This is a genomic window from Peribacillus sp. ACCC06369, from assembly GCF_030348945.1.
Classification (GTDB): domain Bacteria; phylum Bacillota; class Bacilli; order Bacillales; family DSM-1321; genus Peribacillus.
In genome coordinates this window covers 2,751,185-2,775,747 of the sequence record NZ_JAUCEN010000002.1, presented here as the reverse complement: position 1 = coordinate 2,775,747, position 24,563 = coordinate 2,751,185, and the positions used below count along the sequence as shown (strand labels likewise).

Below are 24,563 nucleotides of genomic sequence, written 5' to 3'. Positions count from 1 at the left end.
AGAGATGGAAACATTGCTCGATTTTTTACAGACGAACTGGCAAGAGTTGATTTATAAGGCATGGGAGCACTTATATATATCCATGATCGCTGTTTTCCTTGGAATAATAATCGCCGTACCGCTAGGCATTATGTTGACCCGAATGAAAAGGAGCGCATCAATTATAATCGGAATTGCAAACATTATGCAAACACTGCCGAGCTTAGCAGTCCTTGCCTTTTTCATTCCTTTCCTCGGTGTTGGGAAAACCCCTGCAATCATAGCGCTATTTTTCTATTCCGTTTTACCTATACTCAGGAATACATACACAGGCATTAAAGGCGTAAATGAAAATCTGCTGGAATCCGGCCGGGGCATCGGAATGACAAGCTGGGAGAGGATTCGTCTGGTTGAATTCCCCCTTGCACTTTCCGTCATTATGGCTGGAATTCGTACGGCTTCCGTCTACCTAATTGGATGGGCAACCTTGGCTTCCTTTATTGGAGGCGGAGGTCTTGGTGATTACATATTTATCGGTTTGAATTTATACCAAACAGAATATATCATCGCAGGTGCAGTTCCAGTGATCATCATGGCTATCCTGGTGGATTATGTATTCTCGATCATTGAACGAAAAGTCGTACCAAAAGGATTAAAAGGTATGAAGGAAGTTGCTTGAGGAGGAATACCATGTATAAAAAAATGAGAAGTTCAATTTTCATAGCCCTTATAGTATGTTCATTAATCATCAGCGGATGCTCTTTGCCAGGATTAGGTTCATCTTCTGAAACTACTGTAAAGATCGGTGCCCAAAGTATGACCGAATCCGAAATCCTGGCGAACATGATCGCTCAACTCCTTGAAAGGAATACGGAATTCGATACGAAAATCGTCAAAAATCTAGGTTCGAATTTCGTTCAGCAAAAAGCGATGGAGAGCGGTGATATAGATATAGCCGCAACTCGATATACAGGGACGGATTTAACGAGTGTCCTGGGACAGGAAATCGAAAAGGATCCAGAAAAGGCGATGGAAATTGTACAAAGGGAATTCAAAGAACAATATGGATTCAAATTTTTTGATTCTTATGGATTCGATAACACCTATGCCTTTACGATTTCAAATGAATTGGCAGAAGAAAAAGGATATAAGAAAATATCTGATCTGGAAAAGGATGCAGATAATTTAAGGTTAGGTGTCGATAGTGCTTGGCTGAAAAGAAAAGGTGATGGCTATCAAGGGTTCGTCGATACATATGGATTGGAATTTGGGGAAACTTATCCGATGCAGATTGGCCTAGTATACGATGCAGTCAAAAACGGTCAGATGGATATTGTCCTTGCATACTCTTCCGATGGTCGGATTAAGGTTAATGATTTGAAGCTTTTGGAAGATGATAAACAATATTTCCCTCCGTATGACTGTTCACCGGTCGTTACCGAAGAATTATTGGAACAATATCCTGAGATTGAAGATGAACTTAACAAGTTGATTGGCGAAATCAATACTGAAACCATGCAGGAACTGAACTATGAAGTGGATGGGAAATTAAAAGAACCATCGGTCGTAGCAACTGAATTCCTTAAAGCACATAAATATTTTGAATAAATGGGAGGTGCAAACCAATGGAAACCTTGCAACAGCTGGGAACTTATTATTCCCAAAATTGGATGTATGTACTTACTGAGTTTTATCGCCACTTTTTAATGTCCGCTTATGGAGTTTTATTTGCTGCAATCGTAGCCATCCCGATAGGCATTTTCATCGCGAAACATAAGAAATTGAGTAATTGGATATTTTCGATAACGAATGTCATACAAACCACACCAGCATTGGCTATGCTTGCTCTCCTAATGCTAGTAATGGGCTTAGGAACAAATACGGTAATCTTATCATTGTTTCTATACTCTTTACTGCCAATCCTGAGGAACACATATGTCGGAATTACAAGTATCGATCATGCTTATTTAGAATCTGGCAAGGCAATGGGGATGACGAAGCTCCAGTTACTAAGAATGGTTGAACTGCCATTATCCTTGTCTGTCATAATGGCTGGCTTACGTACAGCACTTGTCGTTGCAATAGGAGTAACTGCTGTCGGTACATTCGTGGGCGCAGGTGGCCTGGGGGATATCATTGTGAGGGGAACGAATGCTTCAAATGGAACCGCGATCATACTTGCAGGAGCTATCCCGACGGCATTGATGGCCATTCTGTCAGATCTTTTACTCGGATGGCTGGAACGATTGCTTTCACCGATTAAAAAGAAAAAAATTCATACTGCCTAAAACAAAGTCAAAACAATAAAAGAGCCAATGTTGATGCAATGGCTCATAGTTTCTAGGCGAAAGGGGTTCGGAATTTTTTATTCCGAACCCCTTTCGTTTCTTTCATTTCGCATATATAGGTTTTATCTTGATGATTACGCAGATGATCTGCCTCTTCCACACAAGCTTGCCAGACGCTGTGTCACTCCCTTTTGATGGTATTTGCTTTCTGTAGTGATAAAGATGAGCATGTTGCACTAATTTGTTTTGGCGATTTGTACTCACGATAACCTTCTTTAGTTGTTGAGTACTTTTAAATTTCGTCCGAAGGGTAAAGGTAACAATCAAAGTGGTCATTGTAAAAATAGTCATTTTTCCGAAATAATCCTTCTTTTGTGCGAGGCCTTGTATAGGTTCAAGTGATGTTCCCGAACCAACTGATTCGAAGTAACACCTTAAACTCTCAGGTATGTTTTTAATCTAAATTTTATAACGAAATTGATTTGAGTGGAAGGTGCGAGACTCCTGCGGGAAAAGCGCGTCTAGGGGAGACCCCGCAGGCACAAGCCAAGGAGGCTCCCGGACCGCCCGCGGAAAGCGAGTGCCTGGAGCGGAAATCAACGTTCAATTTGTACAAGTCATAAAAAAACTATAGGCAAACTCATTTTCATCGGTTGTCTACAGTCTGAGAGCCAATGCTGATGCAATGGCTCTTTTTATTAGGTTTCTTTACCAGAAAATTACTATTGCCTATTAGAAGATGGAAGTTGAGCCTTGCCTGCTTAGTTTTTTATTTCAGAAAAAGGGTAACTATAAGGGTAGTTGTAAAAAAATAAAGGGGAATCAATCATGAAACTTACACCAGAGCAACGTATTGAACTTCATGGCTTTAATAATCTTACGAAATCTTTAAGCTTTAATATGTATGATGTCTGTTATACAAAAACCAGGGAAGAGAGAGAGGCATATCTGGATTATATCGATGAACAATATAATGCAGAAAGGCTTTCGAAGATTTTGCATAACGTTTCTGATTTAATTGGAGCACACGTTTTAAATACAGCCAAACAGGATTATGTCCCTCAAGGCGCGAGTGTAACCATTCTTGTTTCAGAAGGTCCTGTCGTTGAAGTACCCACTGGGACTTATGAGGAATCACCAGGACCTTTACCTGATAATGTGGTCATGCAACTTGATAAAAGCCACATTACCGTACATACATACCCGGAATTCCATCCAAATGAAGGCATTAGCACATTCAGGGCCGATATCGATGTCTCTACTTGTGGGGAAATATCTCCGCTTAAAGCCCTTAATTATCTCATACATTCCTTCGATACCGACATTATCACGATAGATTACCGTGTTAGAGGATTTACGAGAGATAAAGATGGCCGGAAATTGTTCATTGATCACGATATTAATTCCATTCAAAACTATATTCCTGAAGAAGTAAAGGGTTTATATGACATGATTGATGTAAATGTATACCAGGAAAATATATTCCATACAAAATGTAAGCTAAAAAGATTCGATATTAATAATTACTTATTCGGTTATACAGAGGAAAAGCTAAATACAGAAGAAAGGGAGGAAATAATTGAAAGGCTACAAACGGAGATGGATGAAATTTTTTATGGTGCCAATGTCCCGCATCCCTCAGTAAAGAACAAGCATGCCGATTAAGGGATGCTTGTTCTTAGTGAAATGTTAATTTAACTGGAAAACATGAACCAATACATAGCCGAGACACGTTAATAAAACAGAACCGATCAGTCCAGCAATAAAAGGTTTACCGCCATATTTTTTAAAAGTTATGAGGTCTATATTCAATCCTAGTCCTGCCATGGACATTGCCATGAGGATGTAGGAAAGTATAACAAGCTTATCAGCTATAGATTCGGGAACTGCACCAGTTGAATAGAGGGCGCTCATTAATAAAAATCCAAAAATAAACCATGGTACCTGAACGGACTTCCAGGAAAATTTCTTTCCGTCTGTTTCTCGCTCTTTCCAGTTCATGATGAATCCAATTAAAATGGCAACGGGAATGAGTAGGGCAACCCTAGTCAATTTGACCATGACTGCCAAGTCGACTGACTCATTTCCTCCTGGTGCTGCCGCAGCGATGACGTGAGCAATTTCATGCAGTGTCGCACCCGAAAATATACCGTATCCTGGCCCGGATAACTCCAATAATGGGTAAAGGATCGTGTAACCGAAAGTGAAGGTTGTACCTAAAACAGCAACCGTCGCTACAGCGAGTGCTGTATCTTTTTCTTTTGCTTTAATTTGAGTGGAAATTGCCAGGATGGCTGCAGCTCCACAAATTCCTGTTCCGCAAGCTGTCAATATGCCTAGCTTTTTCTCAACTTTAAATAGACGGGTCAGCCCATAAACTACTAATATGGCAAATATAAGACTAATGGCCCCAACTGCAAATGTTTTCGGGCCGGCATTAAAAATATCCTTCAAGTTCAAGCGCATCCCCAATAGGATAATGCCCATTCTCAAAAGGACTTTACTTGAATAATTTGTACCTGCAACAGCGTAAGCAGGAACGCCAATGACCGATTTCCAAACAACACCAATCAGTATTGCAATGACTAGCTGTCCCATTATATGCAGGAATGGAAGCTCTGCTAAGTATTTTGCTGCCATGGCAATTAGCAAAGTCAAAGCTATTCCTTTTATAAATCCGAATTTTCTCGTTTGAACCTCTGTTTGTTCCAGTGTGATCACTCCATCTGTGTTGATGCCTTTACTTTAAAGCTTAAGTAAAAATAAGTGAAATATATTTTTGCTATTTCAATGATTACTAATACTTATGATAAAATAAAATGCATAAGTATATAGGGAGGTAACCATGGATCCTTTAAAGGTATTCGTAACCGTAATCGAACAGAAAAACTTTTCTAGAGCAGGCGATATTCTGAACCTGTCGCAGCCAGGAGTCAGTCTTCACATAAGGAATCTGGAAAATGAGTTAGGTACGAAATTAATTTACCGTTCTCCCAAACAAGTTCAAATAACAGAGCCGGGAAAAATTTTGTATAGACATGCAAAGCAAATGCTTAATCATTATGAGACAGCAATAAGGGAAATAAATGACTTTAATAACGTGGTTAGCGGAACGATGAAAATAGGTGCAAGTTTCACGATAGGGGAATACTACCTTCCAAAAGTTTTAGCGGAATATGCTGCTCAATATCCGCTGGTGGACATACAAATCATCATCTCGAATTCTAATGAAGTCATTCAAGGAATACGGTCGAATAAGCTTGATATAGGTTTGATTGAGGGGGAAACGGATTATAAAGATATAGATGTCAGCCCATTCATGAACGATGAGATGATTGTCGTCGTCCCCCCCGTTCATCCACTTTCACAGATGGATATCATCGAGGGTAGCTTGCTCCAAAACCAAACATGGGTACTAAGGGAGCAAGGATCAGGAACCCGGGCATATTCGGATAAGCTTCTGAGTAGCCTGGAACTGAACATAAAGAAAAGTTTTATTTTCACCAGTATCCAAGGAGTGAAAGAAGCGGTGATGGCTGGGCTGGGCATTGCCTTGTTATCCCGATTGACTGTACAAAAAGAATTGAAATCCAATGAATTGAAAACCTTTCATTTAAAAAATGAACCCATTATAAGACCTTTTTCAATCGTGAGAAAGTTAGATTTCGAAGCGTCAAAAGCGATGGAGTTGTTTTTAAGGAAGGTCGAGGAATTTGCGATAAAGGGCCAGCCTAAATAAATCACTTAAACTTTAAGCTCATCCTTTCAATTTTGAAGAGGATGGGCATTTTTTGTATGACGAAATATTTATTATGTTAATGAAAACGTCGAAAGTATTTTGGAATATGTCAATCAATAAACAATATTTACGTATTTTAACATAATTTCAAACATATAAATTAAATAGATAGCCTCCAGGAACTTCTGAGTCCCTGTAGGACTTTTCCTGCATTTATCAATCTTAAAAGGAGCAACCACATTGGCTATAGAGGAGCAGAAAGATAAGCGGATTTCTGTTTTCGACAGGATTATAGGGTTCATGCCAAAATTTTATGTGATAGGAACTATTTTAATTTTTATTTATACCCTTGTTGCGATGGCTCAATTAGGTATCCAAACTTGGAATAAGCCAGAGGAAGCCGTTGATTCAACAATTACACAAAATCCTCCTATTTCTCAAGGCTTTGAACATACATTGATAACGTTAATCATCGAACCGATAGTAACATCAGAATTTTATCAAATCATCTTTAACACGTTATTTCTATACCTTGTATGGATACTGCTTTTCCTATTGGCACCGATTGCTTTTTACCGTTTAAAGCACTTTAAGTTTTTTAATATCGAAATTGAAATTGAAAAACAAGACGCAGCCGTTTATGAGGTATTCAGCGTCAGCAGTTCGAAAATGAAATTTGCAGCATATTTAACATCCGAGGAATATCAATTGGAGATATCAGAGGAAATTGCCAACAGCAAAGACTTTAAAACACCCTTAATCTATACATTGGAATGTGCCATGGACTTTTACTCCAATCAATTAGGACTATCCTTTACCTATGATATCTATACCTTGAACCAGTTCAAGAAAGCTAAGCTGCCTAAATCCATCAAAGCCATGATTGATAAGTCGATCGAAACCGGAGATCCGTGCATTTCGAATAAAAGCAATAGTGATAGTGAATATTACAAGAATTTTCTTCTCCATTATTTTGAAAACACAGACGGGAAATTTGTCACTGTCTTAAATAGTTATCAAACTGAATTCGATACATTCGATAAATCACTACTCAAGATCCTGCAAAATGTCATATACGATTACTATTTACAGTATAACTATATTTATGAAGTAAGCGAGAAGATAGAAAAAGATTGAAACGATTACCCATGATAATTAAAAAAACCACCCTATAAGTGGTTATTTTTTTTTGAAAGGTGATTGTTAATTATATTTTGGACAATTACATTATTACCAATGAGCTCAGACGATTTCTTTACGTCCTGTTCCCGAAAATCCATGTTCTTTATTTTCTTGGACTTTTTCCCTTTTTTAAAATTATTGAAGGCGTTTAAAAAAGCTATCTGAATCACTCCCCTTATAGATTAGTATATTCATATTATGGATAAAATTTCATGAAAAACCTCCATTTACAGAAAAATATTTTTGCGGTTTTGATAAAAATTACATTGAAAAATACATTTATAACCTTTTAGAAGAAAGATTTTAATTTAGATTTTTATAAAGAAAGATAATAGCAATCTATAAACAATCGAGTCCTAAGAACCTTAAATCATTAGGTTCTATTTGTCCTGTAATAATGATTGATCGGGTTTTTTAAAAGAATTAAAGAAATTCCTTCAAAAATATTGTATAGTTAGAATGCAGGGATTCGAACAAACATTCGTTTCTTGGGAGCGAGATTACTTCTTAGAGGGACAGGAGAGAGACAGTGAACGGTACAGCACACATGGCATTAGGGGCATCGGTTGGATTCTTGACGGCTAACACACTTCAAACAGATCCAACCACCACTTTATTCTTGGTTGGGATTGGGGGCGTTTCAGGCCTTATGCCCGATATGGATATTGATGGAAAGTTAAGTAATAGGATTACCTTTTCACATAAGTTTATCCGAACGTTAGCACAAACGATTGGGATTTTAATGATCCTTTATTGTGTTTTGGAAGGTTCTGAAACTGAAAAGTGGATTGGAGTAGGGGCAGGAATCGGAATCATCATTATTTCATCTTTCATTACACAAAGGCATATGCTGACCCTGACTGGGTTAGTTGTATTAGGCGGGGGATTATCTTGGCAGGAAAACTGGTTATGGCTGTTGGGCGTCTATATTATCCTAGCATCCTTTACACCGCATAGAAGTTACACCCATTCGATTGCCGGAATCGTCTTCTTTGGCATCATTGCCTTTCAATTCGAAGAATTCATGGGGATTGATGGGATTTTAACTACTTGTGTTTTAGGATACATAAGTCATTTAATTGCAGATATGAAGTTTTTACCTTTTAATAAACGTGGGGTAAAGTTATTTCTTCCATTTTTCTCAAAAGAATTTTGACAGTGGCTTTCTTACCGCTGTTCAGACTATAGACAAATTGGTGAAGAACCAGTTTACTTTCAATGTTTTCTTTTAAAAAAAGTTTCAGTTGATTTCAGAAATCCGCTCCCTTTCCGCCGACTGTCTGCCGAGCCTCCTCGCCGCAAACGCCTGTGGGTCTCGGCTAGCCAGTTATTCGGCAGGAGTTTCGCAAATTTCTTCAATCTAGAGAGGGTTCCATACGTATAATCAAGTAAAAAAACATGAAGGATAATAAAATTTCATTTAAATCATGGTTCGGGGTGAGAGCATTCCGAAACTCCTTTTGTCGTTAAACTGGACAGTGGTTTTCTTACTACTGTTTTTTCTATGAGGAAAAGTAAAAGTGCTTTGACAATAAGGTGAATGTTGGATGTCTGTTTCGACTTTTTTTTATCTTTTATATGGTCATTCTTCCTATATCTACTAAATGTAACATAATTGTAAAGATCCTGTGATGCGGATGATATGCCTTTTCTAGTATATTAGGTTTAGCAAATCACATCAGGGGGTAAATAATTTGTTTAAGAAAATTGTCGTCGGATTGTCATTGGCTATTATGCTTGGAACAGTATCTTTTACAGGGGACCAAGTTGAAGCTGCTTCATATCATACTAAAGCGATTAAAGTGGCAAAAAGTGAATTAGGTACAAAATATAAAACGGGTGGCATTTCTACTTCTGGTTTTGATTGCTCCGGCTTAGTGAAATATTCATATCAAAAGGCTGGTAAGAATTTACCTAGGACGGCTGCCGATATATATAAAAAAGGAAAGAAAGTTAAGACTTTACAAAAAGGTGACTTAATGTTTTTTGCTCCAAACAAAGCGAAAAAACCTACACACATGGCTATTTACATAGGGAACAATGAATTCATACACTCTTCATCATCTAAAGGAGTGTCATACGCCAAAACAAATAATAGTTATTGGAAGCCAAAGTATATTGGTGCCAAACGTATATAATAGAAGAAAATCAACTTAATATAAAATACTAAGAGACTTAATGAAGTCTCTTTTTTTGTTTTAAAAAATAAGAATTGATGAGACAGATGATTGTTTAACGTAAGTTTTTTCTTGCAAAAAGAGTAAGTGAGTGGTGGTTTATTGGTTATGTGCGTGCTGAAATGGGTAATCAATAATAATTGAAAATGCTAGATGCATAGAATCTTTTTATTTGACTATAAATGGATAGTTTAATATGATTAGCAAACTAATTGGAGGGAATTTATAATTTGTTTCCAAAAAAATTCACAGACAAAATTATTGAAAGTCAAAGAAGGTCAATGTATAATAAAGTCAGAAAGTCAAAGAAGGTCAAAGATTTAATTGAGTTTAATATTTTTAAAGGAGGAGTACTACATGTTTTGTGAAAAATGCCATGTAAACCAAGCTAATATTCAAGTTCATCTAAATATGAATGGTCAGGAGCATGATGTGAAACTGTGCTCCACTTGTTATAAAGAAGAGCGAAATAAACTGGGTGCAGCAATGGGGGGAATGGATTCAGGGAAATTCCCGTATAACGGATCCCTAAACTCATTCAATCCATTTAATTATAATGAAGTTCCTAAACCGGATTCCGTCGAACAAGACGAGGGTGAAGGTTTGCTTGAAGAGTATGGCCGTAATCTGACTGATGTAGCTAAAGCAGGACTTATTGATCCGGTAATCGGAAGAGATGAAGAAATCAAACGTGTCATCGAAGTCCTTAATAGACGCAATAAAAATAATCCAGTTTTAATTGGTGAACCTGGAGTCGGTAAAACAGCCATAGCTGAAGGTCTGGCTTTAGCCATTGCTGAGGGTTCAGTGCCTGGTAAATTACGTAATAAGCTGGTATATATGCTTGATGTCGCGTCCCTTGTTTCGAATACTGGAATTAGAGGTCAATTCGAAGAACGAATGAAGCAATTGATCAGTGAATTACAGGAAAGAAAAAATGTCATTTTATTCATCGATGAAATTCATCAACTGGTTGGGGCGGGTTCAGCCGAAGGATCAATGGATGCAGGAAATATCTTGAAACCAGCACTTGCACGCGGTGAACTTCAGCTTGTCGGAGCCACCACTTTATCCGAATATAGGAAAATTGAAAAAGATGGTGCTCTTGAAAGACGCTTCCAGCCTGTACAGGTTAATGAGCCGACAACAGCTGAGGCATTGGTCATCTTACAAGGTTTAAAAGATAGTTATGAATCCTATCATGGAGTCTCATATAGTGAAGAAGCGCTAAAAGCAGCTGTTGAACTCTCGAACCGTTACATTCAAGATCGTTTCTTGCCGGACAAGGCAATAGACTTGATGGATGAAGCGGGTTCCAAATTGAACTTGACCATAGAAGACGGCCAGGCAGAAAATATGAAAGAGCGCTTGGCGCAAATCTATAAAGAAAAAGAAATGGCCTTAAAAGAAGAAGCCTACGAAAAGGCTGCCGTCCTCCGTGATGAAGAAGAAAGACTGGAAAAATCTTTACAGGCTGGAGAAAATGCAATTAAGCCAACCGTTTCCGTTGAGGACATTCAAAAAATCATCGAACAAAAGACTGGTATACCTGTAGGCAAGCTGCAAGAAGATGAGCAGGAAAGAATGGTTCATCTTCAAGACGAACTTATGAAAAAAGTCATCGGGCAGGAAGAGGCTGTCAAAAAGGTTTCTAAAGCCGTCCGAAGGAGCCGTGCCGGATTAAAATCCAAAAACCGTCCAACCGGTTCTTTCCTTTTCGTAGGTCCAACAGGTGTCGGTAAAACCGAATTGGCGAAAACTCTTGCTGAGGAATTGTTCGGGGACAAGGAAGCGATGATTCGTCTTGACATGAGTGAGTTCATGGAGAAACATAGTGTTTCTAAATTAATCGGTTCTCCCCCTGGATACGTAGGCCATGAGGAAGCGGGGCAATTGACTGAAAAAGTTCGCCGCAAACCTTACAGTATTATCTTATTGGATGAAATAGAAAAAGCTCATCCAGATGTAATGCATATGTTCCTGCAAATCATGGAAGATGGCCGGTTAACGGACAGTCAAGGCCGGACCGTAGCTTTTAAAGATACCGTGATCATCATGACGAGTAACGCTGGAGTCGGAGAAAAACAAAAAGTAATGGGATTCGGTACAAGTACTGCTGTAGAAGAGGCTTCCATCCTTCAATCATTGGGCAATTTCTTCAAACCGGAATTCTTGAACAGATTCGATAGCATCATTGAATTTTCGGCATTGAAGAAAGAAGATCTTCTGCAAATCGTTGATATCATGATTGAAGAGCTTGACGAAACACTTGCTGCTAATGGGTTAACTTTAAGTGTAACTTCTGAAGCAAAACAAAAACTGATTGAACTCGGGTATCATCCAGCTTTCGGGGCGAGACCGCTCCGCCGGGTACTTCAAGAACAACTCGAAGACGGCATCACTGACTTTATCTTTGAGCAACCTGACGTTAAGAACTTCACTGCAATTGTTGAAGATACTTCTGTGAAAATTATTAAAACACCATAAAGAGTACTAGAAATGCCTCCAAGACCGTAAAACTGTTATGGAGGCATTTTTTTCTTTTTTAGGTATGGGCATTCAAAAGGACAAAAAAAGGTCCAGTCAGTAACGTGAATGACTATGTTGTTGCATTTGGTTATTTAAACTAACAAATCCAATATTAGATTTCTGAATTTTCAACATAATCCGATGTTTCGAAGGGGAATATCTGTGGAATCATAGCATTGGGGAAGATTCACCCTTGATTATAAATATAAAAAAATCCTGTTATAAAATGGGAATTTCAATGGAGGAATGACCTATTAAAGATTCACTTTCTTATTTCGAAGAGGAAAATACAAATAATCGCAAACCGGAGGATAAAGAAACGGAAAACCAGGCTGAATCCCTGCCAATTCCAAGTATTAATCCAGTAAATCCGGCAGAATTGGATGCACAGTATTTCTATGAAGGAAAAGATTTAGGAAATTCCTACCTTAAAGATAAAACGGCATTCAGGTTATGGGCACCTCTTGCATCTGAAGCTAAGCTAGTTACTTATAAACGTTGGGAGGATTCAGATGGAATGGAGGTTCAGATGGCTCGTTCGGAAAAGGGAACCTGGACCATTGAACTGGCGGGTGATCAGGATGGGTTGATTTATACATACAAAGTGAAAATTGGAGAAATTTGGAGTGAAGCCGTGGATCCCTATGTTCGTGCAGTTACGGTAAATGGAAATAAAGGGGTCGTGGTAGATTTAACAGACACGAACCCTGAAAAGTGGACACGGGATAAACCACCTCTCGATAAGGCTGAGGACATAATCATTTATGAATTGCATACACGGGATTTGTCGATTCATCCTGAAAGTGGAATCCATCATAAAGGTAAATTCTTAGGAGTAATTGAAACGGGAACAAAAGGTCCAGAAGGAGCGAAAACGGGTCTTGATCATATTAAGGATCTGGGTGTAACCCATGTGCAGTTTATTCCAATATTCGATTTTGCTACAGTCAATGAAATGAAATTGAATGAACCACAATATAACTGGGGCTATGATCCACAGAATTATAACGCTCCCGAAGGCTCTTATTCGACAGATCCGTATCAACCAAAAGTCAGGATTCGGGAGCTAAAGGAAATGATTCAAGGGTTACATGATCACGGTTTACGAGTAATCATGGATGTTGTATACAATCACGTTTATTCAGTGGAAGATTCAAACTTCCATAAACTTGTTCCCACCTACTTTTTTCGCTATAACGGCGACGGTACCTTATCTAATGGAACTGGTGTAGGAAATGATACCGCATCTGAAAATAAAATGATGCGAAAATTCATGGTGGAATCCGTAACCTATTGGGCGAAGGAATTTAACCTTGATGGTTTCCGTTTCGATTTAATGGGGATCCATGATGTGGAAACGATGAATGAAGTGAAAAAAACACTGGCAGAAATTGATCCGACCCTCATTGTTTTGGGCGAAGGATGGGATATGGATACCCCCTTGGCCCAAGAGCTGAAAGCAAATCAAAAGAATGCTTTTAAAATGCCTGGAATCGCTCATTTTAATGATGCAATCCGAGATGGTTTAAAAGGATTTGTAATGAATGAACACGATAAAGGTTTTGTGAATGGCAAACCAGGTATGGAAGATATCATAAAAAAAGGAATCGCTGGTGGCTTGAAATATGGTGATCATATCGCCACATACCAAAAACCAGATCAAGTGATCAATTATGTTGAAGCACATGATAATTATACTTTATGGGATAAGCTTCTCATCACTAATCCAGATGCGACAGAACAAGAACGAAAACAGATGCATAAACTAGCTTCCGCAATTGTCCTGTTATCACAGGGAATACCAATGATACATGCTGGACAAGAATTCATGCGAACAAAGGATGGGGATGAAAATAGCTATCAATCTTCTGATTGGATTAACCGTTTGGATTGGAAAAGGAGAGCGGAGTTAGATCGCGAAGTGGAATATATGAAAGGGCTGATTTCGCTCAGGAAAAACCATTCTGTTTTTAGATTAAGCACGCCAGAAGAAATTGAGGAGCATTTACAATTCATTGATGCTCCACCAAATGCGGTTGCATTCACCCTTATAACAAAGGATTCAAAAATTGCAGTGATTCATAATGCAAATTGGGACGCGATAAACATTACACTTCCCCATGAAAGAGATTGGTCCGTTTTAGTGGATGGTCAGCGGGCAGGCCTGGAAGAAATAGCAAGAATCAAAGGCAGTCAGATAACCGTTCCCCCTTTAAGTTCGCTTGTATTGAAAATAAGCTTGTAATGCATGAACTAAAGTCGAAGTGAGCAACTATGCCTCACTTCGACTTTAGTTCATTATCTGTTGAAATTTATTGGACAAATGAAATCTTCCATAATTTACTCCCGCACGTTTGGTGAAAAATTTGTCGGGGTAGAAAATAATAACGATTGAAATTTATCGTTTATATTGAGGGGAGCGATAATTTTGCCAGAGAAAGTACATATAAAAATCAATGGTGCTGAAGCCACCCTGGAAGGTAATCAAACAATTTTACAAACGCTGATGGACAGCTCCATTGAAGTCCCGAATGTTTGTTACCATCCCAGCCTAGGTCCTATCGAAACATGTGATACATGTCTAGTGAGCGTAAATGGAGAACTTGTAAGGTCGTGTTCTACCAAAATCGATGATGGGGATGTAATTGATACAGTTGGAGCAGATGTAAAAGAAGCACAGGTCATGGCAATGGACAAGATATTGTATAACCATGAGCTTTATTGTACGGTTTGCGATTATAATAATGGCACTTGTGAAATACACAATACCGTTAAGGAAATGAAGGTAAATCATCAAAGTGTGCCTTTTGATCAAAAACCGTATGAAGTAGATCGTTCAAATCCATTCTATCGATATGATCCGGACCAATGCATCCTTTGCGGCCGTTGTGTTGAAGCTTGTCAAGATGTACAGGTCACAGAAACATTGACTATAGATTGGCAAGCAAAACGTCCACGTGTCATTTGGGATAATAAAGTTCCAATCAATGAATCTTCATGTGTTTCATGTGGTCATTGTTCCACAGTTTGCCCGTGTAATGCGATGATGGAAAAAGGAATGGAAGGTGAAGCCGGATTTTTAACCGGTATTGCTAAACAAACCCTTCGACCTATGATAGAAATCACTAAAAATGTTGAAACGGGTTATGGTTCGATTTTAGCAATTTCAGATATGGAATCCGCCATGAGGGATGCAAGAATCAAAAAGACGAAAACGGTTTGTACATACTGCGGTGTAGGATGCAGCTTTGACGTCTGGACCAAAGACCGTAAAATCCTTAAGGTTGAACCGCAAGTTGAGGCACCTGCAAATGGAATTTCGACTTGTGTGAAAGGGAAATTCGGATGGGATTTCGTAAATAGTGAGGAAAGGCTTACAAAACCTTTAATTAGAGAAGGGGATGCATTCAGAGAAGCTGAATGGGAAGAAGCCCTTGAATTGATTTCCCGTAAATTCACCGAAATAAAAGATGATCACGGTCCGGATTCGATGGCTTTCATAACGTCATCCAAATGCACCAATGAAGAGTCCTATTTAATGCAAAAGCTGGCAAGGGGAATCATTGGCACCAATAATGTGGATAACTGCTCCCGGTATTGTCAGACACCGGCTACTTTGGGACTGTTCAGAACGGTTGGATATGGCGGAGATACAGGGGGCATAAAGGATATCGAAAAGTCCGAACTTGTATTGATCATAGGCTCCAATACATCCGAATCACATCCAGTTTTGGCTACGAGAATCAAACGTTCCCATAAACTAGGTAAACAGAAGCTGATAGTGGCGGACATTAGAAAGCATGAAATGGCCGAACGTTCCGACCTCTTTATCCAACCTGCTCCGGGATCGGATATCATATGGCTGTCGGCCGTGACTAAATATATCGTCGACCAAGGTTGGACAGATAAAGACTTCATTAAAAACCGTGTAAATGGGATGGAGGAATACATCAAGACTTTAGAACCTTACACAATGGAATATGCGGAAAAAGTAACTGGCGTAGCTAAAGAAGATTTAATTACGCTTGCAGAAGCCATTCATGAAGCGGGGAGCGTTGCATCGCTTTGGGCCATGGGCGTTACGCAGCATGGCGGAGGAAGCGATACGAGTACTGCAATTTCCAATCTAATGCTCATAACAGGCAACTACGGTAAACCTGGAACAGGTACTTATCCTTTACGCGGACATAATAATGTACAAGGAGCCAGTGACTTTGGCAGTATGCCGGATCGCATGCCAGGTTATGAAAAAGTAACGGATAAAAGGGTCCGCACGAAATATGAAAACATCTGGGGTGCCAAATTACCAGAAAACCCTGGCCTTAATAACCATGAAATGGTCGAAGGGATTCATGCAGGTACCCTTAGAGCAATGTACTTAAAAGGTGAAGATATGGGTCTGGTCGATTCGAATATCAATCATGTCCATGAAGCATTTGAAAAACTGGACTTCTTTGTGGTCCAAGATATCTTCTTATCAAGAACGGCTGAATTCGCGGATGTCGTCCTTCCAGCAAGCCCAAGCTTTGAAAAAGAAGGTACTTTCACGAATACCGAGCGCCGTATTCAACGTCTTTATCAAGTCTTTGAACCATTAGGTGAATCTAAGCCTGATTGGCAAATCATCATGAACGTGGCTAATTCGTTAGGAGCAGGCTGGAATTATGAGCATCCAAGTGAAATCATGGACGAAGCAGCTAAACTATCACCATTATATGCTGGAGTAAGTTACGAACGGTTGGAAGGTTATAAAAGTCTTCAATGGCCCGTAGCACCAGATGGCACAGATACGCCGCTTTTATTCACGGAGGATTTTCCATTCCCCGATGGAAAAGCAAGATTATTTCCAGTCGAATGGACCAAACCGATTGACTTTGGGGAGGAGTTTGATATCCATGTGAATAACGGTCGTTTATTGGAACATTTCCATGAAGGGAACATGACTTATCAATCAAAAGGCATCACATCCAAAACGCCAAAAGTCTTCCTTGAGGTATCCCGTGAATTGGCAAAAGATAGAGGGCTTGAGGATGGCACTCTTGTTCGGCTTACTTCACCGTATGGAAATGCAAAAGTGCAATGCCTGATTACAGATCGTGTAAAAGGTAAAGAGGTTTATCTGCCGATGAACGATTCAGGTGACGGAGCAATAAACCAATTGACAAGCTCCCATTCAGATAAAGATACTGATACCCCTGCTTATAAGGAAGTTCAGGCAAAAATGGAAGTTCTCAGGATCAAAGGAGACAACCCATTACCAAGCATCAACCATCGTAATGGTAATCCACAACCGCAGATAGGTGTACAAGTACAAAAAAAATGGGCCCGCGAAGATTATATTTTCCCTGGTGACCTCTTGAAAATCAAAAAGGAGGAGAGGAACCGTGGCTAAAGCAACGAAAGTGATCAACCGAATCACCATTAGCGATGAAGAAAGAAGAAGAATTGAACTCGAGGATATCGAGCGTACCCTTTTGGAAAATAAAGAAGTGATTAAAGAAACGTTTGAAGTCATGAAAGGTATGCAGGATCGTGGGATTTTATCAATGGTTAACAGTTTGTTGAAGGAAGGGGACAAGGTGCTGAACATTCTTGTCAAGACAGCAGACACTCCCGAAACCGCAAATACCCTAAAAAATCTCCTTCTCATACTTGGTACGTTAGGTACACTGAATGTTCAACAGCTTGAACCGCTTATCCTCAAAGTCAATTCAGGGATTGCCCGTGTAGCCGAGCCTGACGGAAAGCCAGAAAAGCCAAGTTATTTAGCCTTGCTGCGCTCCTTGAATGACCAAGAAGTCAAACAAGCTATGACTTACCTGATGACCTTCCTTAAAGGAATGGGAGAAGATACAAGCGATTTAGAAAGAACCACCCAATTACCAGAGAATCAGCATTTGCATAAAGCGAATGAAACAGCTGACATAGAACGGCCCAACTCGAGAAAGTCATACGGATCAAGTATACCCAGTAAAGGCGGTAGCGAAAAAAAACGAAACACCAGCTGGTTATGGATTGCAGCAGGAGTTTCGCTCGTAACCATTCCGCTTACTTTATCGAAAAGTAAGAAGTAAAAAAACTTGTTATTTTCATATTGGAAATTTGAAACGCAAGTAAATTAGTGAACGATATTGACTTTGTCTTGTATGATGGTGTCGATTACCCACCAAAATATTAAAGCCGATGATTCCCTTATAGGGAATCGTCGGCTTTTTTTGACTGGTTGAATGCGGTAATAAAATTACTAACAAAATTTTTCTCACTAGCCTTTTATTACATATATTTAAATTAGATACAAATAATAAAATCAATCATTAGTGAAACGAACAAATACACATACACTTAATCAAAAGGGGGCGGGGAAGTGCGAATAGGACGTTCTCTTAAAAGGTCTAAAGAAAAACCTACAACAAACCATATACAAGTAAATACCTTATCCGACGAGGTGAATGAAAATGTAGTGAGATTAATGAACGAGCTTGGACACAGTTCTGATTTGTCTGTTCGAATGATTGAATCTCCGCACCATAAATCGGTACAAGCAGCTGTAATCCACCTTGACGGATTGGCTGATGATAACATCATTAACGAGAACATAGTGGATCCATTAATACAGTCGTTTAATGAAAATAATCAAAAATTGATAGAAGAACGAGCAAGCCATATTTTAACAGTATCTCAATTGACCATTAAAGAAAGTTGGCAGGAATTCGTGTCAGCGGTTTTGACAGGAGATACGGCAGTATTGCTGAATGGCAGTACAAAAGCATTCATCGCCAGTACGAAAAAACAGCCGTCACGGGCAATAACTGAACCGACAAGCCAAACGGTCATTAGAGGACCAAAAGATAGTTTTACAGAGAATTTAAGAACCAATACGTCATTAATTCGTACTAGGATTCAAAATCCTGATGTACGCTTAGAAAGCTTGAAAGTCGGAAGCGTCACTCAAACGGATATTGGAATCATGTACATTCAGGGAATCGCGGATGAGAGTATCGTGAAGGAAGTCAAAGAACGAGTAAAGGGCATTGATATTGATGGGGTTCTTGAATCTAATTACATTGAGGAATTAATTCGGGATGATGGAACAACCATTTTTCCGCTTCTTTTAAATACGGAACGACCTGATGCGGTTGTAGGAAATTTATTAGAGGGTAGAATTGCCATCATCATACAAGGAACACCTTTTGTTTTAATCGTCCCGGCTGTTTTCTCTCAATTTTTTCAATCTCCGGAAGACTATTATCAAAATCAATATATCAGTTCCTTTTTAAGGTTGTTAAGATTAGGAGCCTTTTTTCTTGCTACGTATGCCTCCGCTATCTATTTGGCACTGATTACACATCACCAAGGGCTTATTCCTACAACGTTAATCGTCAGTCTAATGGCCCAAAGGGAAACTGTTCCTTTTCCAGCAATTGTCGAAATACTGGTAATGGAAATGGCCTTTGAGGTTTTGCGTGAGGCAGGAGTTCGGATGCCAAGAGCGATTGGGCCGGCTGTATCAATTGTAGGAGCACTCATTTTAGGACAAGCAGCTGTTGAAGCGGGATTTGTGGGAGCGGCAGTGGTTATTATTGTAGCCATTTCTGCAATCAGCAGTTTTACACTGCCGAATACCAGTTTAGTTAATGTGACTCGTGGAATTCGATTTATGTTGATTTTTATTTCAGCATTTATAGGCTTATATGGCATATTGCTTTTCACTTTATGTATCTGGCTTCATATGAGCAGCCTTAGATCTTTTGGTGTACCATATTTTGCTCCATTTGCTCCATTTCGTTTAAAGGAGCAAAGAGATGGTTTTTTTCGTTTCCCGCTTTCATCACTATTGAAAAAACCATCAAGAAAATAAAACTGGCAATTACGGGGGACGAAAAATGAAAATGAATATTTCACTATTATGTATGGCAGCCATTTGCTTACTGATTTCAGGTTGTTCAAATTACCGGGAATTAAACGAGCTAGGTGTCATAATAGCTATGGGAGTTGACCAAAATGACGATCCAAAACAACCGTACCGAGTAACATATCAAGTCATAAATCCTAGCGGCCTATCCCAAACCAGCACAACAGGAGGTCAAGGCCTCGCTGTCATCAACTATACGGTAACAGGAAAAACGTTTTTGGAAACTTTGGGAAAATCAGCTTCCGTTATTCCGAGGGAAAATAACACAACACATCTCTCGCTCATTATTATTGGTGAGAAGTTAGCTCGAAATGATCTGGATTTAATCTTTGATGGTCTCGATAGAGGAAAATATTCACGGGTAAGTATCCCGATCTTTATTGCGCGTGGGAAGACTGCTAAGGATGTACTTGGGGTAATTGAACCTCTTGAGAATACTCCAGGTAAAAATATTATCAGTACAACACAAAATAATCAAAAGTTGTATGGATCATCTAGTGAGGTGTTAGCTTATGAAATCATTTCTTCACTGTTGAGTGAAGGTAAAGATGCATCACTTCCTGGAATCAGTATAAGCAATGCTTCCCAGAAGGGGAAGCAAACAGGAAATTTAGAGACGACGAACCCGACTACTATTAAGGTTAAGGGATTAGCCATTTTCAGAAAAGGTAAATTGGTGAGATGGTTGGATGGAGAAACGGCCCGAGCCGCTCAATTCGTTACATCGAAAGTGAAAAATACCCCCGTTGTGTTACCTTGTGAAAGAGGCAATGTGACAATCAACACAATCGGTGTAAAAAGTAAAATGTTAACCGAAATCCATCATGAAAAACCTGTCATTCATACTAATATCAACGTAATGGGAGAACTGTTGGAAACATCATGTGAGCTTAATTTAAGCGATCCCAGAGTGTTAAAAGAATTCGAAAAAAAAATGGTGAAAGAAATTAAAAAGCAAATTAATAGGACGATTAGCATCACTCAAAAAGAAAAGTCAGATATTTTTGGTTTTGGTGATGCCTTGTCTCGAACAAATCCCGTTTATTGGCGCCAGAACAAAAAAAATTGGGATAACCTATATTCAGATGCGCAGATATCATTGAAAGTTAATGTAGAGATTATCAATTCCGGATTGCTAATGGAACCTTATGAGCCGAAATAAAAGAATGAGGAGGTGAGGATGCATTGCCTAAAATAAAAATTGATGGATTTCAGTTATTTTGTATGATGATCATTTTTATGTTTGGCAGTAATCTACTGCTTAATATAGGTAAGGGGGCCAAGCAGGATGTCTGGATTGTGAATCTCTTATCAACCCTTTTTGGTTGTTTACTTTATTTCGTGTATATTTCATTATACAAAAAATACCCTGACTTACCGATGACCGGTTATGTCCGGAAAATTTGGGGTAAATATATCGGCAGCGTATTGAGTTTTACCTATATCATCTATTTTGTTTATCTGGCTTCAAGAATATTACGCGATTTTGAAGAATTATTAATTAGCTCCACTTATAGACGCACTTCCATTATAACGCTGGGGATATGCATGATACTTGTTTTGATTTATGGAGTTCATCTAGGTTTGGAAGCATTTGCACGTGTTGCATGCTTATGCTTTGCCATTATTATCGTGGCCCTTTTGATTCTGAACATTATGTTTGTATTAGGAGGATATACAAAATTGGAAAACCTTCAACCTGTATTAGGCAACGGATGGGGAATGGTATGGAAAGAGTTGATTCCTACAGGTATCACCGTACCTTTTGGAGAATTGATTACGTTTACGATGATCCTTCCGTATTTGAATAAAAAGAGTTCCGCTTTTAAAGTTGGCCTCTTTGCCATAATTATAGGTGGAGTTTCTTTAACTCTTAATTCGATCATTCTTTTGTCCGTATTAGGTCCAGAGGCGGTATTAAGGTCTAATTTCCCTGCTCTTAGAGCTGTGAGTTATATAAATATCGCTGATTTTATTGAAAGACTGGATTCGTTCATTCTTGTTTTAATGATTATTTTAGGCTTCATTAAGATTTCGATATTTTTCTTTTGTGCCATTATTGGCTCAGCGGACTTATTTCAAATGAAACCATCTCCTATATTCATTTATCTGGTTGGCGGTGTTATTATCATCTCTTCGATTATGATTGCTCCTAGCTATCAGGCACATATAAATGAAGGGTTAAAAGTAGTTCCTTACCTTTTGCATCTACCTTTGCTCATTGGAATCCCCATTCTATTATTGCTTACCGCATATATAAAACAAAAATTAAAACCAGCAGTTTCATGAAGATGGAGGCTGCCGGTTTTTGATTGCTGAGAATACAATCAAATATAGAAAAATTATAGTGAATAACAAGAGTAGAAAGTAATCTTCTCCACGAGCTACTATCAAATATAGTTTGATACTATAGAAAGAGTGCAATATACTCAAGCCCTGTAAGTTGTCAAGGAGTAAAATAAGTAAATACGTTCCTAACAAAATTAACAATGATGGAAGCGCCCTCACGACAATATCACCTCATTCTTATTTCTTAAAGTGTGGTTAATACTTTAAAAATATGTACGAAGTCGTAACAAATAGTCATATAGTATATATGTTATGGATACTTGTCATTTTTTAATCCTTAAAGTGTTGTAACCTTTATGCTTGTAGAATTTCTTTCCAGGCCATAAAATGGGAGTATCAAGATTGTCAAGGAGTGTAAAAATGAAGCTAAAATTAATGACCATTACTTTAGGTGTCTGTTCATCTTTAATACTTTCTGGTTGTTCAAGTGAAGAGAAAAGCGTTGTACAAAAAGAAAGCAGTCATGAAGGACATTCCGAACATACAGTATCCGGAGATCTTCAGGAAGAGACCAGCAGTAAGGAAATAGCGCCGGATTTCTTAGCAGAAAAACCAGATGACATGAAGACAATCTATTTAGCTGTTGCTCAAAATAAAGATTTACTAGAAAAAATACCTTGTTACTGCGGTTGCGGGGAATCAGCTAACCATAAAAACAATTATGATTGTTTCATCCATGAAAATAAAAAAAATGGTGAAGTGGTCTGGGATGACCACGGGACTAGATGTGGAGTTTGTTTAGAAATAGCTGCACAATCCATACTGGACTTGAATGATGGTATGAGCATCAAAGATATCCGAAATAAAGTCGATGAAAAATATAAAAGTGGATATGCCAAACCAACACCAACCCCTGAAGTGTAAGAACTAAAAAAGAAATGAAATTCTACCGTGAAAGATAATTAGGAAAATGGCTTTTGCCCGATATTCATTCGGAAAATGCCATTTTTTTATTTTCTTGGCGTGATGGATTCTTTCACATATATAATATTGGTCACTAAGGGGAATACTTCCATTAACCATTAAATCTTAAAGGAGGTAACCATTTGACATTAATTCGCCTAGGTTATGTAGCCATGAGTAACCATGTGCCAAACTGTTCACCATCCCAAACGATGACTTTTGCTCAGTTTTCGAAAATTAAGGACAGAGATGCAGCGATAAGGAAGCTTGAACGTATTTCAATTTCCAATCTTCATAATTGTTGGCGTTTACTGATCCATAACGAAGCTAATAATATTCAGTTTTTTAGACTTTCTTCTAAACTTATCCCTTTAGCCAATCATCCAGAAATTCCAGAATGGGATTACATTGATCCTATTGCAGAAGAACTTGCTAAATTAAAAACATTCATTACTGATCACCCAAAAATAAGGATAGATTTTCACCCAGATCATTTCGTCATCTTGAATAGTTCAAATATCGATATACTGAAGACATCATTAAAAACATTAAGGATGCATTATACTTTATTGAAAAAAATGGGGGTGGACCCCGAGCATCGCTGTGTTCTGCATGTTGGTGGCGGTTATGGCGAACATGTACAGGCTTTGGAGCAATTTATCCATAATTGGGGGTTGATTCCCGAATCGATTCAAAGGATGGTCATACTTGAGAATGATGATACCACCTACACTTTGTCGGAAACCCTTTACTTATGTGAGAAATTGGGGATTCCCATGGTTTTTGATTATCACCATTACCTCGCACATCAGTTACCAAGTGAAAATTGGAAAGATCATTGGGACAGGGTCTTACATACCTGGAGCAATTCCAAACTACCTCCTAAAATGCATATTTCAAGTCCAAGGTCCGATAAAGAATTTCGAGCACACGCTGACTTTGTGGATACAGGAATGTTCATTGATTTTTTGCAACAAATAAAGGGAAGCTTACCACAATTGGATTGCATGATTGAAGCTAAACAAAAGGATGGAGCACTTTTCCAGTTGATGGATGAACTGAAAAGTTACAAAGAAATAGAAATCATTGATGGTGCCAGTTTTTATATTCATTAATCAATCGGTATGATTTGATAAAGGGATTATGTATAAGTTTCTCTTTATCATCAAATGCAATTGTTTACATAACATAATTATCGTTAACACGTTGGATGCTTCATAAATGGAAAGGGAAGTCATTATTGATATTGATAGGATGATTAATATTTTATACATTATTTTACAAAAGTCTTAATAATGACAAAAAAACGACCTTCATATTTGGGTTTTAAAGCTATTGTTTGAAATACATAGAGTCTTTATTCCAGTTTGAATTAAAATCGCTCTATGAGGCTATATAAGCGTTTAATGGCGATTAATAGATTATTGGGGTTTCACAAAAGAATTTACAAGAATATTCCGAATGTAACAAAGGACCTCTATTGATACATTCGAAAACGCGTTAAA

Annotated in this window: 17 protein-coding genes and 2 pseudogenes; 17 read left to right on the top strand and 2 right to left on the bottom strand. The window is 38.5% G+C overall.

The genetic code is table 11. The features are described 5' to 3' along the window. Positions 1-4: 4 nt before the first annotated feature. From QUF78_RS14305 to speD, 4 genes are all read left to right on the top strand, one after another. The gene (locus QUF78_RS14305) at positions 5-658 is read left to right on the top strand and encodes an ABC transporter permease (RefSeq protein WP_289325176.1); all 654 of its coding nucleotides are present in this window, start codon (positions 5-7) and stop codon (positions 656-658) included. Positions 659-669: 11 nt separating this feature from the next. Continuing rightward, entirely contained in the window at positions 670-1,587 is a 918-nt protein-coding gene (locus QUF78_RS14300; RefSeq protein WP_289325175.1) for an osmoprotectant ABC transporter substrate-binding protein, read from the top strand. Positions 1,588-1,604: 17 nt separating this feature from the next. Further along, positions 1,605-2,267, top strand: coding sequence for an ABC transporter permease (locus QUF78_RS14295; protein ID WP_289316315.1), 663 nt, complete (start codon positions 1,605-1,607; stop codon positions 2,265-2,267). Between the two features lie 828 nt (positions 2,268-3,095). Further along, positions 3,096-3,932, top strand: a complete 837-nt coding sequence (gene speD, locus QUF78_RS14290) for an adenosylmethionine decarboxylase (protein WP_289325174.1) — start codon at positions 3,096-3,098, stop codon at positions 3,930-3,932. 24 nt (positions 3,933-3,956) lie between these two features. Here the strand turns inward: speD and QUF78_RS14285 are convergent, their stop codons facing one another. Further along, the gene (locus tag QUF78_RS14285; RefSeq protein WP_289327319.1) at positions 3,957-4,979 is read right to left on the bottom strand and encodes a YeiH family protein; all 1,023 of its coding nucleotides are present in this window, start codon (positions 4,977-4,979) and stop codon (positions 3,957-3,959) included. A gap of 133 nt (positions 4,980-5,112) precedes the next feature. Here QUF78_RS14285 and QUF78_RS14280 point away from each other — a divergent pair, with 133 nt between their 5' ends. The 11 genes and pseudogenes from QUF78_RS14280 (at position 5,113) to QUF78_RS14230 (ending at position 22,095) form a co-directional block, all read left to right on the top strand. Further along, positions 5,113-6,006 (top strand): selenium metabolism-associated LysR family transcriptional regulator, encoded by an 894-nt coding sequence (locus tag QUF78_RS14280; RefSeq protein WP_289325173.1) that lies wholly within the window; start codon positions 5,113-5,115, stop codon positions 6,004-6,006. 240 nt (positions 6,007-6,246) lie between these two features. Continuing rightward, complete coding sequence (locus QUF78_RS14275) at positions 6,247-7,143, top strand: hypothetical protein (RefSeq protein ID WP_289325172.1); 897 nt, start codon at positions 6,247-6,249, stop codon at positions 7,141-7,143. 574 nt (positions 7,144-7,717) lie between these two features. Continuing rightward, positions 7,718-8,344, top strand: coding sequence for a metal-dependent hydrolase (locus QUF78_RS14270; RefSeq protein ID WP_289325171.1), 627 nt, complete (start codon positions 7,718-7,720; stop codon positions 8,342-8,344). A 538-nt stretch (positions 8,345-8,882) separates the two neighbouring features. Further along, positions 8,883-9,326, top strand: a complete 444-nt coding sequence (locus tag QUF78_RS14265) for a C40 family peptidase (RefSeq protein ID WP_289325170.1) — start codon at positions 8,883-8,885, stop codon at positions 9,324-9,326. Positions 9,327-9,722: 396 nt separating this feature from the next. Continuing rightward, positions 9,723-11,852 carry an ATP-dependent Clp protease ATP-binding subunit gene (locus QUF78_RS14260; RefSeq protein WP_289325169.1) on the top strand — a complete coding sequence of 710 codons (2,130 nt, stop codon included), beginning with the start codon at positions 9,723-9,725 and terminating at the stop codon, positions 11,850-11,852. 406 nt (positions 11,853-12,258) lie between these two features. Next, positions 12,259-14,139, top strand: a pseudogene (gene pulA / locus QUF78_RS14255) (type I pullulanase); the annotation flags it as partial. A gap of 183 nt (positions 14,140-14,322) precedes the next feature. Further along, positions 14,323-17,286, top strand: a complete 2,964-nt coding sequence (gene fdhF, locus QUF78_RS14250; protein ID WP_289325168.1) for a formate dehydrogenase subunit alpha — start codon at positions 14,323-14,325, stop codon at positions 17,284-17,286. Continuing rightward, a pseudogene (locus tag QUF78_RS14245) lies at positions 17,279-17,800 on the top strand (helical membrane plugin domain-containing protein); the annotation flags it as partial. The gene fdhF and the pseudogene QUF78_RS14245, both read left to right, overlap by 8 nt. A gap of 458 nt (positions 17,801-18,258) precedes the next feature. Next, a complete protein-coding gene (locus QUF78_RS14240; protein WP_289325167.1) occupies positions 18,259-19,752 on the top strand; it encodes a spore germination protein in 1,494 nt (497 codons plus the stop codon). Positions 19,753-19,777: 25 nt separating this feature from the next. Continuing rightward, complete coding sequence (locus QUF78_RS14235; protein WP_289325166.1) at positions 19,778-20,968, top strand: Ger(x)C family spore germination protein; 1,191 nt, start codon at positions 19,778-19,780, stop codon at positions 20,966-20,968. A gap of 23 nt (positions 20,969-20,991) precedes the next feature. Continuing rightward, positions 20,992-22,095, top strand: coding sequence for a GerAB/ArcD/ProY family transporter (locus QUF78_RS14230; RefSeq protein WP_289325165.1), 1,104 nt, complete (start codon positions 20,992-20,994; stop codon positions 22,093-22,095). Here the strand turns inward: QUF78_RS14230 and QUF78_RS28035 are convergent. Continuing rightward, on the bottom strand, positions 22,090-22,314 hold the full coding sequence (locus QUF78_RS28035) for a YczF family membrane protein (RefSeq protein WP_483313849.1): 225 nt from the start codon (positions 22,312-22,314) through the stop codon (positions 22,090-22,092). The genes QUF78_RS14230 and QUF78_RS28035 overlap by 6 nt on opposite strands. A gap of 201 nt (positions 22,315-22,515) precedes the next feature. On the opposite strand from QUF78_RS28035, the gene QUF78_RS14225 reads away from it, so the two are divergent. Next, positions 22,516-23,019: a PCYCGC motif-containing (lipo)protein gene (locus QUF78_RS14225; RefSeq protein WP_289325164.1), complete on the top strand. Its 504-nt coding sequence runs from the start codon at positions 22,516-22,518 to the stop codon at positions 23,017-23,019. A gap of 182 nt (positions 23,020-23,201) precedes the next feature. Next, positions 23,202-24,173, top strand: a complete 972-nt coding sequence (gene uvsE, locus QUF78_RS14220; RefSeq protein ID WP_289325163.1) for a UV DNA damage repair endonuclease UvsE — start codon at positions 23,202-23,204, stop codon at positions 24,171-24,173. The last annotated feature ends 390 nt before the right edge of the window (positions 24,174-24,563 follow it).